This window comes from Streptomyces sp. NPDC033270 (assembly GCF_055576575.1).
In genome coordinates, this window is the sequence record NZ_JBVIRA010000002.1 from 288,088 (window position 1) to 304,617 (window position 16,530).

Annotated in this window: 11 protein-coding genes; 1 reads left to right on the plus strand and 10 read right to left on the minus strand. The window is 72.2% G+C overall.

Going from position 1 to position 16,530, the window contains the following annotated elements; genetic code table 11:
* Positions 1-134: 134 nt before the first annotated feature.
* The 8 genes from ACZ5XZ_RS04795 to ACZ5XZ_RS04830 all read right to left on the minus strand — a co-directional run bounded on the left by ACZ5XZ_RS04795 (position 135) and on the right by ACZ5XZ_RS04830 (position 10,285).
* Complete coding sequence (locus ACZ5XZ_RS04795) at positions 135-2,720, minus strand: ABC transporter permease (RefSeq protein WP_468974652.1); 2,586 nt, start codon at positions 2,718-2,720, stop codon at positions 135-137.
* 101 nt (positions 2,721-2,821) lie between these two features.
* The gene (locus tag ACZ5XZ_RS04800; RefSeq protein ID WP_468974654.1) at positions 2,822-3,613 is read right to left on the minus strand and encodes an ABC transporter ATP-binding protein; all 792 of its coding nucleotides are present in this window, start codon (positions 3,611-3,613) and stop codon (positions 2,822-2,824) included.
* Between the two features lie 198 nt (positions 3,614-3,811).
* Entirely contained in the window at positions 3,812-4,513 is a 702-nt protein-coding gene (locus tag ACZ5XZ_RS04805) for a helix-turn-helix domain-containing protein (RefSeq protein ID WP_468974656.1), read from the minus strand.
* A gap of 165 nt (positions 4,514-4,678) precedes the next feature.
* Positions 4,679-5,509 (minus strand): carbohydrate ABC transporter permease, encoded by an 831-nt coding sequence (locus tag ACZ5XZ_RS04810; RefSeq protein WP_468974658.1) that lies wholly within the window; start codon positions 5,507-5,509, stop codon positions 4,679-4,681.
* A gap of 3 nt (positions 5,510-5,512) precedes the next feature.
* Positions 5,513-6,430 carry a carbohydrate ABC transporter permease gene (locus tag ACZ5XZ_RS04815; RefSeq protein ID WP_468974660.1) on the minus strand — a complete coding sequence of 306 codons (918 nt, stop codon included), beginning with the start codon at positions 6,428-6,430 and terminating at the stop codon, positions 5,513-5,515.
* A complete protein-coding gene (locus ACZ5XZ_RS04820; RefSeq protein ID WP_468974662.1) occupies positions 6,427-7,791 on the minus strand; it encodes an extracellular solute-binding protein in 1,365 nt (454 codons plus the stop codon). The genes ACZ5XZ_RS04815 and ACZ5XZ_RS04820 overlap by 4 nt, the downstream gene beginning before the upstream one ends.
* Positions 7,792-7,884: 93 nt before the next feature.
* Entirely contained in the window at positions 7,885-8,574 is a 690-nt protein-coding gene (locus ACZ5XZ_RS04825) for a response regulator (protein WP_468974664.1), read from the minus strand.
* Between the two features lie 37 nt (positions 8,575-8,611).
* Positions 8,612-10,285 (minus strand): sensor histidine kinase, encoded by a 1,674-nt coding sequence (locus ACZ5XZ_RS04830; RefSeq protein WP_468974665.1) that lies wholly within the window; start codon positions 10,283-10,285, stop codon positions 8,612-8,614.
* Positions 10,286-10,457: 172 nt separating this feature from the next.
* On the opposite strand from ACZ5XZ_RS04830, the gene ACZ5XZ_RS04835 reads away from it, so the two are divergent.
* The gene (locus tag ACZ5XZ_RS04835; RefSeq protein WP_468974667.1) at positions 10,458-11,861 is read left to right on the plus strand and encodes a cation:dicarboxylate symporter family transporter; all 1,404 of its coding nucleotides are present in this window, start codon (positions 10,458-10,460) and stop codon (positions 11,859-11,861) included.
* Between the two features lie 508 nt (positions 11,862-12,369).
* Here ACZ5XZ_RS04835 and glgB read toward each other — a convergent pair.
* Both glgB and ACZ5XZ_RS04845 read right to left on the minus strand, forming a co-directional pair.
* Complete coding sequence (glgB, locus tag ACZ5XZ_RS04840) at positions 12,370-14,721, minus strand: 1,4-alpha-glucan branching enzyme (protein WP_468974669.1); 2,352 nt, start codon at positions 14,719-14,721, stop codon at positions 12,370-12,372.
* Positions 14,722-14,772: 51 nt separating this feature from the next.
* On the minus strand, positions 14,773-16,254 hold the full coding sequence (locus tag ACZ5XZ_RS04845; protein ID WP_468974671.1) for a maltokinase N-terminal cap-like domain-containing protein: 1,482 nt from the start codon (positions 16,252-16,254) through the stop codon (positions 14,773-14,775).
* Between the last annotated feature and the right edge of the window lie 276 nt (positions 16,255-16,530).

Here is a 16,530-nt window from a genome sequence, read left to right on the forward strand (position 1 = left end):
TATGGTTCTCCCCTCCCCCCCCCCCGACCCACCCAACCGCCCCCCCCCCCCCCCCCCCCCCCCCCACCCACACCCCCCCCCCCCCCCCCCCCCCCCCCCGGCGGCCCCCCCCCCCCGCCGTCGCACGTGGGGCCCTACTGCGCCCCGATCGCCTCCAGCATGTTCAGCCGGGCCGCCCGGCGGGCCGGCCACAGCGCCGCCAGCACCCCTACGACCAGCGCGATCAGCAGGAACAGCCCCAGCCTGCCCCAGGGCAGCACCATCTCGTACGTCGGGAACGACGAGCCGACCAGGCTGCCGCCGGCCCAGGCCAGGAAGATCCCCACGCCCATGCCGAGCACCGCGCCGAACAGCGAGATGACCACCGACTCCAGCCGCACCATCTGCTTGATGCCGCTGCGCGCCAGGCCGATCGCCCGCAGCATCCCGATCTCCCGGGTCCGCTCGAACACCGACATCGCCAGGGTGTTGACCACGCCGACCACCGCGATGATGACGGCCATGCCCAGCAGCCCGTAGACCATGTTCACGACGGTGTCGATCTGGCCGGCGTTCTCCTTGCGCAGGTCCTCGCGGCTCTGGACCTTCAGCAGCGGGCTGTCGCCGAGCGCGTGCCGGATGTCCGCGACCAGCGCGGGGGAGGTGCCGTCGGTGGCCTTGACCAGCAGTTCTTCGTTCTTGAACCGGGACAGATGCGGGTCGACCAGCGACACATCGCCGAAGGTCTCGCCCAGCGCCTCGTTCTCCTTGTAGACGGCGGCGACCTTCAGCTTGGTCTTCTTCTTCTCGTCGAAGCTGACGCTCACCGTGTCCCCGACGCGCCAGCCGTGCTCCTTGGCGCCCTTCTCGGAGACGGCGATGGCGCCGGCGGCCCGGACGGCGTCCAGCGAGCCCTGGGTGAAGGTCAGCCGGGCGACCTTGTCGATCTGGGTGAGGTCGGTGCCGCGCAGGTAGCCGAAGCCGCCGTCGCCGGGGGCGCCGTCGCCGGTGCTGAAGCCCGTGCCGCGCAGCGGGGCCATCGCCGCCACGCCCGGCACCTTCGCGACCTTCTTCGACAGGGCGGGGTCCAGGCCGACATAGGTCGAGGTCGTCACCTTGTAGTCGGCGCTCACCCCGTTGGCGGCCATCTTGTCCATGCCCAGCTGGGCGGAGTGCCCCACGACCGTCATCCCGGTGATCAGGGTGAGCCCGATCATCAGCGCGGACCCGGTCGCCGCCGTACGGCGCGGATTGCGCAGCGCGTTCTCCTTGGCCAGCTTGCCGCCGATCCCGAACAGCCGGGTGGTGACCAGGCCGGCCAGCGAGACCAGCGGACGGGACAGCAGCGGCGCCAGGATGATCACGCCGACCAGCGTCAGCATCGAGCCCAGCATGGCGATCGGCAGATCGTCACCGGACTTCAGGGTGGAGACATAGAACATCACCGCGACGCCCAGCCCGGTGATCACCGCGCCGATGGTGTTGCGCAGGACCAGGCTGCGCATCGCGGGCGGCGCCTCGACGCTGCTCAGCGCCTCCACCGGCGCGATCTTCGCCGCCTTGCGGGACGGCAGCCAGGCGGCCAGTACGGTCACCACGACGCCCACCGCCAGCGCGGCGCCCACCGTGGACGGGCTGATGACGACCGGCCCGTCCGGGAAGCCCGCGCCGTTGGCGTCCAGCACCGCCCGCAGCCCCACCGCGATCCCGAGCCCGAGCGCGAAGCCGACGACCGAGGAGATCAGGCCGAGCAGCGCCGCCTCGGCGAGCACCGAGCGCACCACCTGCCGGCGCGAGGCGCCGACCGCGCGCAGCAGCGCGATCTCGCGGCTGCGCTGGGAGATCAGCATGGTGAAGGTGTTGGCGATGATGAACACCCCGACGAACAGGGCGATACCGGCGAACGTCAGCAGCGTCTTGCTCAGCGCGCTGTTCTGCGCGGCGATCATCCGGGACTGCTCGGCGGCGAGCTCGGCGCCGCTGGTCGCCTCGGCCCGGTCCTTGGGCAGCACCTCGCGGACCTTCGCGGTCAGCGCCCGCTCGTCGGTGCCCGGCGCTGCGGCCACGACCAGCTCGTCGAACTGGCCGGGGTGGAGGTAGAGCTTCTGCGCGGTGGCGGTGTCGAACAGCGCCAGGCTGCCGCCCGCGGTCACCTGCGGATCGTCGCTGGCCACGAGGCCGACCAGCTTCTTCTTCAGCACCGGACCGTCGGTGGCGAACCGCACGGTGTCGCCGAGCTTGACGCCGGCCGCCTTCGCGGTGCTCTCGGCCAGCGCCATCTCGCCGCCGTCGGCCGGCCCGCGGCCCTGGAGGAGCGGATAGCGGGCGTCCTTGCCGTCCTTGCCCGGCTGGTAGTTGACGGCGCGGTTCTGCCAGCCGTTGCCGACGGGCTGGTCGTCGGGGCCGGCGAGAGTGGCCTCGCCGGTGACGTTCGCGCGGACGGAGGCGACGCCGGGCAGTGCGCGGATACGGTCAGCGAGCTTGTCGTCGAGGGCGGTGGCCCGCTTGCCGTCCTTCTCCGCGGCGGCGGCATCGGGCGCGTCGGGGCCGCTGTCGGTGGCCTGGACGGAGACGGCCACGTCCTTGAGGTTCTTGGCGGAGGCGTTCTTGACGGCCTCGCCGACGCTGTCGCTGAAGATGAGGGTGCCGGCGACGAAGGCGACGCCGAGCAGGACCGCCAGCGCGGTCATCATCAATCGGGCTTTGTGCGCAAGGACGTTGCGCAGGGCAGTACGGAGCATGGTGGTGGTGTCAGTCCTGGGTCCGGTTCTCGGGATGAAGGGCCGCGCCCGGGGCACGGCGGGGGGCGCGCGGCGCCCGCGTGGGCTCGTTCGGCCCCCGGCTAGCTCGTCCGGCCCTTGGCGTCGAACAGCCGCATCCGGTCGAGGACGGCGTCCGCGGTCGGCTCGTGGAGCTCCTCGACGATCCGGCCGTCCGCGAGGAAGACCACCCGGTCGGCATAGCCGGCCGCGACCGGGTCATGGGTGACCATCACCACCGTCTGGTCCATCGCCCGCACCGACTCCCGCAGGAAGCCCAGCACCTCGGCGCCGGAGCGGGAGTCGAGGTTGCCGGTCGGCTCGTCCGCGAAGATGATCTCCGGCTGGGCGGCCAGTGCCCGGGCGACCGCGACCCGCTGCTGCTGGCCGCCGGAGAGCTGCGCCGGCCGGTGGGCGAGACGCCCGGACAGCCCGACGGTCTCGATGACGGCGCTGAGCCACTCCCGGTCGGGCTTGCGGCCCGCGATGTCCATCGGCAGCGTGATGTTCTCCAGTGCGGAGAGCGTCGGCAGCAGGTTGAACGCCTGGAATATGAAGCCGATCTTGTCCCGGCGCAGCCGCGTCAGCTGCTTGTCGTTGAGGGACGCCAGCTCCACGTCGCCGATCCGGGCCGAGCCGGCGGAGATCGTGTCCAGGCCCGCCATGCAGTGCATCAGCGTCGACTTGCCGGAGCCGGACGGGCCCATGATGGCGGTGAACCGGGCCTTGCCGAACTCGACCGAGACGGAGTCCAGCGCCACGACACGGGTCTCCCCCTGGCCGTAGACCTTGCTCAGATCCGTCGCGCGGGCGGCGACGGCGGCGGTGCCGCGGGTGGACGTGGGGAAGCCGGGAACGGCTGCCGCGTGGGACACGGGTACTCCTGGGAAGGGGACGGACGATTCGACCGTCCCATTCTTTCGGTGCAGGTCAGCGCCTACCTCAGCCGGGAGGACCGAAAGTCGCACCGGCCGGAAGTGCCATCACCGCCCCCGACGTCATTCTCTGGGGGGACGCCGCTCCGCCCTGGGGCCGACATGATCCCTCGGGGATGCCCCGGATCCCCGGGGCCGCTACTGGCCGACCCGCTTCCAGAACTCGGCCAGGATGTCGTCCACAAAGGCGCGCCCCGCCTGCCCGGACACCTCGGTGCCGCCCCCGCCGCCCCAGTTGAGCGTAGCCGCCATCGACGCCTGATAGTCGGCGTGCAGCTCCTGCAGGACGTCCTGGACGTCCTCTTTGGGGAGGGAGGTGAGCTTGCCGACCGGCCGGACGTAGGCCTGCCAGCGGGTGGTGACGGCGCTGGTCAGCAGCTCGGTCAGCTTCTCGGCGCGGCCGGTGAAGCGGAGCAGCGCGGGCAGTGGCAGCTGGAGCGTCCGGGCGAGCGCCGCGGCCTGCCGGTCGTTGCCGCGCCAGGTCCCGCCGGCCTCCAGCCGCTCGTACGCGGCCTGGTCCATGCCGACGGCCAGCGCCAGGCCGTCCGGGGACAGGCCGTGCGCGAGGCGGTATTCGCGCAGGGTGCCCGGCGCGCCCAGCAGGTCGCCGGGCGCGCACCACAGGGCGCCGGCGAGCGCGGTCAGCTCGGACTCGGTGGGGGCGGCCTCCCCCAATTCCCAGGACGCCACCGTCGCCGGCGATATCTGTATTCCGAAGGCGGCCCAAATTCCGTAGGCGACATGGGCGGGGGTCATGCCGAGGTTCTCGCGGAAGCGGCGGGCGGCCTCGGCGTTGAAGGGGGGCCGGCGCGGCTCTGCGGCGTGCGTGTTCACCGGCACACGGTAAGTGACGGAGTGGCTGAATACCTATGGTGCGGATAGCCAAGGTTGAATGTCGTAGGAAGCTACTAGCTGGCCGGTTTTACCCGGTCGGCAGGGAGCCGATTTTCGGCATCGCACCGCTCGCCGGCGCCGTCGAGGTCACGGAAGTTTCACCGGCCTTCACTAGCCCTTCACCGCCCCGCCGAGCGCGAAGCCGCCGCTCAATCGCCGCGAAATAAGGATGTACAGCAGGACGACCGGTGTCGAGTAAAGGATCGAAAATGCCGCGAGTTCACCGAAGGCGATGGCGCCGTAATTGCCGAAGAAATTGAAGATGCTCACCGAAGCGGGCAGCTGCTCCGGCGAGAGCAGCAGCATGAAGGGCACGAAGAAATTGCCCCACATCATGATGAAGGTGTAGATCGCGACGACGCCGAGACCTGGCCCCATCAGCGGCAGGATCACCCGCAGCAGCGTCTGCTGCCAGGAGGCGCCGTCCGTCCACGCCGCCTCCTCCAGGACCTTCGGGACCCCGTCCATGAAGTTCTTCGTCAGCCAGATGGCGAACGGGAGTTGGGCGGCGGCCAGGAACAGCGCGGTGCCGTAACGGGTGTCGATCAGGTCGACCTGCACGAACAGCCCGTAGACCGGGACCATCACCGCGGTGATCGGCAGGCAGGTCGCGAACAGGATCGTCAGCAGGTACGGACGGGCGAAGCGCGAGCGGTAGCGGGACAGCGGATAGGCCGCCAGCGCCGCGCAGACCACCGTGAGCAGCGTGGCCCCACCGCAGATCAGCAGGCTGTTGAGCATCGGGGTGAAGGTGATCTCGTCGGTCAGCACCGCCGAGAAGTTCGCCGTCGTCGGGGACGTGGGGATCCGCACCCGCAGCGTCGCCTCCGCGTCCAGCGACGACAGCACCAGCCAGACCAGCGGCACGGCGAACGCCGCCGCCGCGGTGAGCGCTCCGGCGTCGGCGGCGATCCGGTGGCGGACCCGGCGGGGCAGCGGCACGGCTCAGACCTCCTCGCGCAGCAGGCGCAGATAGACCACCGAGAACAACGCGCCCACCAGCAGCAACAGCAGTGCCACCGCGGTGCCGTAGCCGATCAGCGACTTCATGAACGCCTGGTCGTACATGAACACCGGCAGCGTCTGGCTGCGGCCTCCGGGGCCGCCCCGCGTCATCGCCCAGATGAGGCCGAAGACGGAGAGCGTCTGCAGGGTGTTGAGCATCAGATTGGTGCCGATGGAGCGGCGGATCATCGGCAGCGTGACGTGCCACAGCCGCCGCAGCCCGCCCGCGCCGTCGACCTCCGCGGACTCGGTGACCTCCCGCGGGATCCCGGAGAGCGCCGCGGAGTAGATCAGCATCGAGAACGCCGTACCGCGCCAGACGTTGGCGAACGACACGGCCAGGACGGGCAGCGTGAACAGCCAGTTCTGGGTGGGCAGATGGAGCCACTCCAGCAGGGCGTTGAGGGTGCCGCGCCGCTCGAAGAAGGTGTAGAGCAAGAAGCCCGCGACGATCTCCGGCAGGACCCAGGCGGTGATCACCATCGCGCCGGTCAGCGACCGTACGGGCCGCGAGGCGCGGCGCAGCAGGCCGGCCAGCGCCAGCCCCAGGGTGTTCTGCCCGAGGATCGAGGAGAGCACGGTGAAGACCAGGGTGAGCACCACCGCGTTGCGGAACGCCGGATCGCCCAGGGCGTGGCGGAAGTTGGCCAGCCCGACGAAGGACGCCGACTCCTGGCCGGTCAGCTGGGTGTCGGTGAAGGCGATCCCGACGCAGTAGCCGATCGGGCCGGCGAGGAAGAGCAGCAGCAGGACGGTGGCGGGGACGATCGGGGACCAGCGCAGCAGCCGGCCGCGCACCGGGACGGCACGAGGCGTACGGGCGGCGGCCGCGGCCCGCGCGGCGGCGCCGGCCGTCATGGCTTGGCGACCGTCCGGCCGTCCACGAGGGACCCGAGCGCCTGGTCGTAGTCCTTGGCGGCCTTCTCCGGCGAGGCGTCGTCGGCGGTGACCGCCTCCATCGCCTCGCCGATCGCCGCGGCGACCTTCGGGTAGGCGGGCAGCGCCGGCCGGTACCGGCTGATCTCGACCAGGCCGGTGAAGAAGCCGATGCCGGGTACGGACTTCAGATACCGCGGATCGGCCGCGACGTCCTTGCGGACCGCGATCTGCGCGCCGCGTACGCACCACTCCAGCGCGTTGGCCCGCGTCTGGAAGGTTTTGATCAACTTCCAGGCCAGCTCGGGCTGCTGGGCCTTCTGGGGCACCGACCAGGTCCAGCCGCCGGCCAGGCTGACCTTGCCGGGCGGCGCGCCGTGCTGGGTGGGGAACGGCGCCTGGCCCAGCGTCGTCGACCACTCGGGCCAGGGGTTGCCGCCGCCCGTCTTCTGCCACTGCTGGCCCAGCCAGGAGCCGTCGAGGTCGATCGCGAGCTTCTCCTCGGGCAGCAGCTCGGCGGCCACGTTCGTCTGGATGTTGGGGCTGAGGGCGTCGGAGACCTCGGGCCCGAGCCCTTCCTTGTAGACCGTGTCGATGAAGGTCAGGCTGTCCTTGAAGCCCTTGGTGCCGGTGACCCACCTCTTGCTCGCCGGGTCGTAGAGCTGGTGCTCGCCGGTGCCGTACAGCAGCATCTCGAAGCCCTGCATCACGGCGGCCTCGCCCGCGCCCTTGCCGGTGAAGACGTTCAGCGGGACGACCCCGGGGACCTCGCGTTTGACGGTCCGGGCGGCGTGAAGAACCTCGGCCCAGTTCCGGGGCCGCCAGTCGGCGGGCAGTCCGGCCTTCTTGAAGATCTTCTTGTTGAACCACAGCCCGCGGGTGTCCGTACCGTCCGGGACGCCGTAGGTCTTGCCGTCCTGGCCCCTGGCCGCGGCCTTCGCGGCCGGCTGGAACCGCCGCCAGTCGTCCCATCCGTCGAGGTAGGGGTCCAGCGGCCGCAACAGCCCCGCCTTGATATCGGAGTTGACCAGGAAGGTGTCCTCGTAGACCAGGTCCGGTGCGGTCCTCGGGGAGCGCATCATCTGCTGGATCTTGGTGTAGTAGTCGTTCTCCGACGCCTGGATCGGGATGAGCCGGACCTTCTTGCCGGGGTTGGCCTTCTCGAACTGCCGGGCCACCAGGCGGATGTAGTCGTCCCGGACGGTGACCTTGGCGTTGGTGTCCTTGATGAAGGCGACCTTGACGGTGTCGCCGTCGCTCCCGGACCCGCCGCCGCAGGCGGTGAGCGTACCGGCGGCCACGACGGCGGCGGCGAGCAGAATCAGCGGGGCGGTGGGGCGCACGGCACGACCTCCAGCGACGAACCACGGTCAACGGCGACGGTCAACTGGCCACGGTGTACTGCCAGCTGAAAGTAAGTCACCGATCACAGTGGGTCAATGCCCCGACCAGCGGTAGCGCAATTCGGGGCGGCCGACCTGGCCGTACTGCGGGGCGCGGGCGGCCCGGCCGCTCTCCACGAGGTGTTCGAGGTAGCGGCGGGCGGTGATCCGGGAGATACCCACGTCGGCGGCCGCCTCGGTCGCCGTCAGCCCGCTGCCGGAGGCCCGCAGCACATCGGTCACCGCCCGCAGGGTGGCAGCGGTCAGGCCCTTGGGCAGCGCGGCCGGGCGCGGTGCGCGCAGCGCGGCGATCGCCCGGTCCACCTCGTCCTGGCCGCTGGCCTCGCCGGTCGTGGCGCGGAACTCGGCGTAGCGGGTGAGCCGGTCGCGCAGGGTGGCGAAGGTGAACGGCTTGAGCACGTACTGCACCACGCCCAGCGAGACGCCCTCGCGCACCATGGCCAGATCGCGGGCCGAGGTGACCGCGATGATGTCGGCGGTGTGCCCGGCCGCCCGGAGCGTACGCACCAGCTGCAGGCCGTGGCCGTCGGGCAGGTACAGGTCCAGCAGCAGCAGGTCGACGGCGTGCTGGTCGAGGTGGCGGCGGGCGTCGCCCATGGAGTGCACGGTGCCGGAGACGGCGAAGCCGGGCACCCGCCCCACGTACAGGGCGTGCGCGGCGGCGGCCACCGGGTCGTCCTCGACGACCAGGACCCGGATCTCGGAGGGGCTCACCGGGCACATCCTCTCGCGGCCGGGCGGCCCCCATCCGTCGGTCCGCTCATGCCGTCGCCTCCGTCCGCAGCGGCAGCCGTACGGTGAACCGCGCGCCGCCTTCCGGTGCGTGGTCCAGCGCGAGGGTGCCGCCGTTGCGCCGTACCGCCTGCTGGACCAGGGCCAGGCCCAGGCCGTGGCCGTGCCCGGGGCCCCGGTCGGGCGCGGGGGCCGGCTGCTTGGTGGTCCAGCCGCGCCGGAAGATCTCCTCGGTGTCGTCCGCGGCCACCCCCGGCCCGTTGTCCGCCACCGTCAGCAGCAGCTCGCCGCCGGCCGCCCGCGCGGTGACCCGCACCCGCGGCGGCGCGCCGGCGCCGTGTCCCTGCGTCGGGGCTGCGGCGTCGATGGCGTTGTCGAGGAGGTTGCCCAGCACCGTCACCAGATCGCGGGCCGGCAGGCCGGGCGGCAGCAGCCCGTCGTCGATCCGGCTGTCGGGCGTCAGCGCCAGCTCGACGCCGCGCTCGTTGGCCTGCGCCGCCTTGCCGAGCAGCAGCGCGGCGAGCACCGGCTCGGCGACCGCGCCGACGACCTGGTCGGTCAGCGCCTGTGCCAGCTCCAGTTCCGCGGTGGCGAACTCCACGGCCTCCTCGGCCCGCCCCAGCTCGATCAGCGAGACCACCGCGTGCAGCCGGTTGGCGGCCTCGTGGGCCTGGGAGCGCAGCGCCTCGGCGAAGCCGCGTACCGAGTCCAACTCGCCCGACAGCGCCTGGAGTTCGGTGTGATCGCGCAGGGTCACGACGCTGCCGCGCTGCTCGCCGCCGGAGATCGGGGAGGAGTTGACCACCAGCACCCGCTCGCCGGTCAGATGCAGCTCGTCGACCCGCGGGCCGGGCGAGTGCAGCGCCTCGGCCAGCGGCTGCGGCAGTCCCAGCTCGGTGACCGGCCTTCCCACCGCGTCCCCCGGCAGCCCCAGCAGCTCCCGTCCGCCGTCGTTGATCAGGGCGACCCTGCGCTGCCCGTCGAGCATCAGCAGCCCCTCGCGCACGGCGTGCAGCGCGGCCTGGTGGTAGTCGTGCATCCGGCTCAGCTCCTGGGCGTTCATCCCGTGCGTGTGCCGCCGCAGCCGGGCGTTGATCACATACGTGCCGGCGCCGCCGAGCGCCAGCGCCGCGGCCGCCACCCCGACCAGCGCCAGGACCTGGTCGCGCAGCTGCTCGCTGATCGTCTCGATGGTGATCCCCGAGCTGACCAGCGCGGTGATCCTCCCGCCGCGCCGCGGGTCGTGGACCGGCGCGACGACCCGCACGGACGGGCCGAGCACGCCCATGTGCGTCTCGGGGAAGATCTCGCCGCGCAGTGCCGGGCCGATGTGCCCCAGGTACGTCCCGCCGATCGCGGACGGCTCCGGGTGCGTCCAGCGGGTGCCGTCCGGCGCCATCACCACCACGAAGTCGACGCCCGCATCGCGCCGCAGCCGTTCGGCGTACGGCTGGAGCGCCGCGGTGGGGTCCTTGGCGCGGGCCGCCGCGACGACGGCCGGGGAGTCGGCGACGGCGGTGGCCGCCGCGGTCGCCTGCCGCCGCGCGGTCTCCTCCGCCTGCCGGCCGGCGCTGACGTACGCGAAGACGGCGCAGCCCACGACGACCGCCGCCACCAGCACGACCTGCATCGCGAAGAGCTGCCCGGCGAGGCTGCGGGGGCCGCGCAGCCGGCGGGGCGGCCGGGGTCGGGGGAGTCGCATGCGGAACAGTCTGCACGGTCACTTTTGCGTGAACGAAATGCACGTAAGGGTGACGGGCGCCACACGGGCGTGCATAGTCGCCGGGACTTGTCGTGCGCCGAGCCTCCCCCCAGTGCCTGAACGGCCTGGGGGCCCAGATCAGGCGCAGAGCCGTAGACCCGAGGAGGCAGCCGTGGCTGCACAGACCCCGCCGTCCGGGGGCACCACCGAGGACAGAGCGCCGGCCAAGCGGGACCGGACCCACTTCCTCTACATCGCCGTCATCGGGGCGGTGCTGCTCGGCATCATCGTGGGCTTCGCCGCCCCCGGCGTGGCGGTCCAGCTCAAGCCGCTCGGCACCGGCTTCGTGAACCTGATCAAGATGATGATCTCGCCGGTCATCTTCTGCACCATCGTGCTGGGCGTCGGCTCGGTGCGTAAGGCCGCCAAGGTCGGCGCGGTGGGCGGACTGGCCCTCGGCTACTTCATGGTGATGTCCACCGTGGCGCTCGCCATCGGCCTGGTCGTCGGCAACATCCTGCAGCCCGGCTCCGGGCTGCATCTGACCGAGACCGTACGGCACGCGGGCCAGGCCCAGACCGAGGGCGGCGGCGAGTCGCTCCCCGAGTTCCTGCTCGGCATGATCCCCAAGACGCTGGTCTCCGCCTTCACCCAGGGCGAGGTACTGCAGACGCTGCTGGTGGCGCTGCTGGTCGGCTTCGCCCTGCAGGCGCTGGGCTCGGCGGGCGAGCCGGTGCTGCGCGGCATCGGGCACGTCCAGAAGCTGGTCTTCCGGGTGCTGGCCATGATCATGTGGGTGGCGCCGGTGGGTGCCTTCGGCGCCATCGCGGCGGTGGTCGGCGAGACCGGCCTGGACGCGCTGAAGTCCCTGGCCATCATCATGGTCGGCTTCTACGTCACCTGTCTGCTGTTCGTGCTCGTGGTGCTCGGCGCGCTGCTCCGGCTGGTCGCCGGGATCAACATCTTCATCCTCCTGAAGTACCTCGCCCGCGAGTTCCTGCTGATCCTGTCCACCTCCTCCTCGGAGTCCGCGCTGCCCCGCCTCATCGCCAAGATGGAGCACCTGGGCGTCAGCAAGCCGGTGGTCGGCATCACCGTCCCGACCGGCTACAGCTTCAACCTCGACGGCACCGCCATCTACCTGACGATGTCCTCGCTGTTCGTGGCCGAGGCGATGGGCAAGCCGCTCTCGCTCGGCCAGCAGATCTCGCTGCTGGTCTTCATGATCATCGCGTCGAAGGGCGCGGCCGGGGTCACCGGTGCGGGCCTGGCCACGCTCGCCGGCGGCCTGCAGTCGCACCGCCCCGAACTGGTCGACGGCGTCGGCCTGATCGTCGGCATCGACCGCTTCATGAGCGAGGCGCGCGCCCTGACCAACTTCGCGGGCAACGCGGTGGCCACCGTCCTGGTCGGCACCTGGACCAAGGAGATCGACAAGGCCAGGGCGGCCGAGGTGCTGGCCGGCCGGATCCCGTTCGACGAGAAGACGCTGGTCGACGACGCCCATGCCGAGCCGCTCGGCGCGGAGGTCGCCGAACGGCGCGACGGGGGCGCGAAGGAGTCGGCCAAGGTCTAGGTTTCCGCTGCGCTTGGCTTGGCTTCCCACGTTTTTGGCTTTCCCGCCGTGGTGGTTTCGCGCCGTGGCGCCTGCGGCGGGCCCCTCCGCTGCGCTTTGCTGCGGCCGACTTGTCTGGCTTTCGCGCCGTTGCGCCTGCGGCGGGCTGGTGCCGCTGCGCGGGGCGTTTTCGGCAGCGGGTGCGGCCCTCCGGACTTCGTCCTGCGGTCCGCCCCCTCCCGTGAGTGGGGGAAGAGGAGACCGGTGGGGGTGAACGTCGGCGTTCGTGTGCCGGTAGTCGACGGACGGGGCCCGCCCCCACCGGCCTGTTCACCATCCACCCACGGGAGGGGACAGACCGTAGGCCGGAGTCCGTAGGGCTGTCACCGCAGCCGACAACACCACGCCCGCCGCAGGCGCAACGGCGAACAACCACCACGGGGCCGCAGCCGACAAACAACCGCCCGCCGCAGGCGCAACGGCGCGAAAGCAGACGAGTCGGCCGCAGCAAAGCGCAGCGGAGAGGCGCTCAGGCCGGGGTGAACCAGAGCGTCGCCAGCGGGGGGAGGACGGTCGTGAGGGAGGAGCCGCGGCCGTTCCAGGGGGTGGGTTCGGTCTTGAGGAGGTCGGGGTTGGCGACGCCGCTGCCGCCGTAGCGCGAGTCGTCGGTGTTGAGGACCTCGCGCCAGGCGGGGATGTCGTCGGGGACCCCGAGCCGGTAGGCGTGGCGCACGACGGGGGAGAAGTTGCTGACCGAGATCAGCGGGGAGCCGTCGGCGGCGAAGCGCAGGAAGGAGAAGACGTTGTCCTCGCTCGCGTCGCCGTCGATCCAGCAAAAGCCGGCCGGATCGGTGTCGCGTTCCCACAGGGCGGGGGCGGCCGCGTACCGGCGGTTCAGGTCGCGGACGAGATCGCGTACGCCGCGGTGGTCCGGCTCCGCCTCGTAGGAGGAGTCCAGCAGCCACCAGTCCGGGCCGTGGCTCTCCGCCCACTCCGCGCCCTGGGCGAACTCCTGCCCCATGAACAGGAGTTGCTTGCCCGGGTGGGCCCACATGAAGCCGAGGTAGGCCCGGTGGTTGGCCCGCTGCTGCCACCAGTCGCCGGGCATCTTCGACACCAGCGCCCGCTTGCCGTGCACGACCTCGTCATGGGAGATCGGCAGCACATAGTTCTCGGAGTAGGCGTAGATCATGGAGAAGGTCATCTCGCCGTGGTGGTACTTGCGGTGCACCGGCTCCTTGGAGACATAGCCGAGCGAGTCGTGCATCCAGCCCATGTTCCACTTCAGGCCGAAGCCGAGGCCGCCGAAGCCGCCGGGCCCGACGTGGTGGGTGGCGCGGGTGACGCCGTCCCAGGCCGTGGACTCCTCGGCGATGGTGACGACTCCGGGGCAGCGGCGGTAGACCGTCGCGTTCATCTCCTGGAGAAAGGCCACCGCGTCGAGGTCCTCGCGGCCGCCGTGGACGTTGGGCGTCCAGCCGCCGTCCTCGCGCGAGTAGTCGAGGTAGAGCATCGAGGCCACGGCGTCCACCCGCAGTCCGTCGATATGGAACTCCTCGCACCAGTACACCGCGTTGGCGACCAGGAAGTTGCGGACCTCGGTGCGGCCGTAGTCGAACACCAGGGTGCCCCAGTCCGGGTGCGCGGCCCGGGCCGGATCCTGGTGCTCGTAGAGCGGGCGGCCGTCGAACTCCGCCAGCGCCCAGTCGTCGCGCGGGAAGTGCGCCGGCACCCAGTCCATCAGGACGCCGATCCCGGCCCGGTGCAACGCGTCGATCAGGAACCGGAAGTCGTCGGGGGTGCCCATCCGGGCGGTCGGCGCGTAGAACCCGGTCACCTGATAGCCCCAGGAACCGCCGAAGGGGTGCTCGGCCACCGGCATGAACTCGACGTGGGTGAACCCCAAGTCCTTCACGTACACCGGAAGTTGTTCGGCGAGCTGGCGGTAGGTGAGGCCGGGCCGCCAGGAGGGCAGATGCACCTCGTAGACGGAGAACGGCGCCTGGTGCACCGGCCGCCTGCCGCGCCGGGCCATCCAGTCGGCGTCCTGCCAGCGAAAGTGCGACTCGTCCACCACCGAGGCGGTCGCGGGCGGGCACTCGGTCCGCCGGGCCATCGGGTCGGCGCGCACGGTCCGGGACCCGTCCGGCCGGGTGATCTCGAACTTGTACAGCTCGCCGGCGCCGATGCCGGGCAGGAAGAGCTCCCAGACGCCGGAGGAGCCCAGCGACCGCATCGGGCCGGCGGTGCCGTCCCAGTAGTTGAAGTCGCCGACGACCCGGACGCCCCGGGCGTTGGGCGCCCAGAGGGTGAAGCGGGTGCCGGTCACGCCCTGGTGCTCCATGGTCCGCGCGCCGAGCGCCTGCCACAGCTGCTCGTGCCGGCCCTCGCCGAACAGGTGCAGGTCCAGCTCGCCGAGCGCGGGCAGAAAGCGGTAGGGGTCGTGGACGGTCAGGGTGTGTTCGCCGTAGTCGACCAGCAGCTCGTACTCCGGGGCGGTGCGCAGCGGCAGCACTCCGGCGAACAGCCCGTCGCCCTCGGGGGGCAGCTCGGCGCGCAGCCCCTTCGCCACGACGGTGACGCTCCGGGCGTGCGGCCGCAGGGCGCGGATGAGCAGCCCGCCGCGTACGGGGTGCGCGCCGAGCAGCGCGTGCGGGTCGTGATGTGCGCCGCCCAGCAGCCGGGCGCGGTCCTCCTCGGGCAGTGGGGCGGCGGGCCGCACCCCGTGTGTGCCGGCCGGCGGCTTGGTGTTGCCGGCGCGGGAGCGGGCCTCGGGCCCGGCGGCCGCCCCGGTCGCCGCGGCCTGCTTGGTGCGTGCGGGGGCGGAAGGGGTACGGCCGGACGGCGGCGGTCCGGTGGAGGGAGACGGGCGGGCGGTCACGAGAGGGCCTCCTCGGGGCGGGAAGTCGGTGGGGCGTGGGGTGGGTGGGGATCACGGCGAGTCGTAAGGGTGGGCCCCCACGGCCGGCTCCCCGCCCGCCGCCAGCCGCCGGACGGCGGCCATCGGGACGGCCAGCCAGTCGGGCCGGTGGCGGGCCTCGTAGAGCACCTCGTAGACGGCCTTGTCGGTCTCGTAGGCGCGCATCAGTTCGGGCGCGGAGCGCGGATCGAGCCCGCCGGCCTCGGCGTAGCCCCGGCAGAAGGCGGCACGGGTGCGCCGCGCCCACTCCAGCGCCCAGGGGTCCCCGCCGGCCGGTCCGCCGCGCGCCGCGTAGTCGAAGGAGCGCAGCATCGCCGCGACATCGCGCACGGCCGGCTGCGGCTGCCGCCGCTCGGCCAGCGGGCGGGCCGGTTCGCCCTCGAAGTCGATCAGTGACCAGCGGCCCTCGTCGGCGGAGCGCAGGGTCTGCCCCAGGTGCAGATCGCCGTGGATGCGCTGGGCGGCCCAGCCGCGGCCGTCTCGGCCCATCGCGGCCAGCGCGTCGAAGGCGGTGCGCAGCCGGGTGCGGTAGGGCTGCAGCACGGGCACCGCGCGGGCGGTGGCCTCCAGCCGCTCGATCATCTGGGCGGCGATCACCTCCAGCTGCGGGCGGTGCAGCTCGGTGGTCGGCAGTGTCTGGGCGAGCGCGGTGTGCACCTCCGCGGTGGCGTGCCCGAGCGCCCGCGCGGAGCCGGTGAAGTCGGCGCGTACGGCCAGCGCGCCCCGGGCCAGCTGCCAGCCGTCCGCCGACCCCGGCAGGAACGGCTGGAGCACGCCCAGCGTCGTCGCCTCGCCGCTCTCCTCGGCGGTCGCCGACTCGAACCACGCGGCGGGCGCCGGCACCCGCGCGCACTTGGCGTCCGCCAGCGCCCGCGGCAGCTCCAGATCCGGGTTGACGCCCGGCTCGACCCGCCGGAAGACCTTCAGGATGAACGAATCGCCAAAGACGATGGAGGAGTTGGACTGCTCGACGGCGATCGGCCTGGCCGGCAGCCCGGAGGGGATGTCCACCCGCGGCTCGCGGCAGAACCGCAGCCCGCCGAGCCGTCCCGGTACCCGCAGCCGCTCCAGCAGCAGCCCGCACAGCCGGTTGTCCAGCAGCGCGTCGTAGACCGTACGGCCGCGCAGCGGGCCGCCCCCCGGCCGGCCGATCACCGCCGGTGCCAGCTGCGGTGCCGGCGCCGGATGCACCCCCAGCAGAAGCTGGTAGCAGTCGCCGCCGGCCGGTGTACGGCTCGGCGGGGCGCTCTGCTGGGCACGCACGAGCAACTGCAGCAGCCCCGGAGTGGTGCCCGCGCCGGTGCACGGCAGCAGCTCGGTGGCCGAGAGCAGCGTGAACCCGGTCAGCGGCCGCCCCTTGCCGGCGAACCAGCGCTGGTGCGGCACCCACTCGGCGAGCAGCGGGACCAGCGAGGACAGCAGATCGGGGGCGGTCACGAGCGGGCGGCGGTCAGGGGTGTTACGGGTGGCACGGGTCGGGGCGGTGTCCGACATGGCGTCGCGTCCTTTCCCCGGGCACACGACAGGTAGGGCAAAGTGTCCCGGAATGCGGCCTTCACTATGCGGTGGCGCGGTGGCGGTACCCCCGTACGGAGGCGGTGCGGGTCCCCCCGAAGGGAGCGGCTTCGGGAGTGTCTTTGGCGTGCGCGCTTCCGCCGTGCGGCGGTCACCCTCCCGAGCCGGGGGACCGGCGATGGTTCGCCCGGCCGTGCGTTAGTAGGGAGACTGCCCGAGCGAAAGGTCGAAAAACGCCCGTACGCGCCATGCGGC

What these genes read in the sequence shown, in the direction of transcription:
- ACZ5XZ_RS04795 (WP_468974652.1), bottom strand. Translation starts at nt 2,720, where the DNA reads ATGCTCCGTACTGCCCTGCGCAACGTCCTTGCGCACAAAGCCCGATTG.
- ACZ5XZ_RS04815 (WP_468974660.1), bottom strand. Translation starts at nt 6,430, where the DNA reads ATGACGGCCGGCGCCGCCGCGCGGGCCGCGGCCGCCGCCCGTACGCCT.
- ACZ5XZ_RS04825 (WP_468974664.1), bottom strand. Translation starts at nt 8,574, where the DNA reads ATGTGCCCGGTGAGCCCCTCCGAGATCCGGGTCCTGGTCGTCGAGGAC.
- ACZ5XZ_RS04830 (WP_468974665.1), bottom strand. Translation starts at nt 10,285, where the DNA reads ATGCGACTCCCCCGACCCCGGCCGCCCCGCCGGCTGCGCGGCCCCCGC.
- ACZ5XZ_RS04845 (WP_468974671.1), bottom strand. Translation starts at nt 16,254, where the DNA reads ATGTCGGACACCGCCCCGACCCGTGCCACCCGTAACACCCCTGACCGC.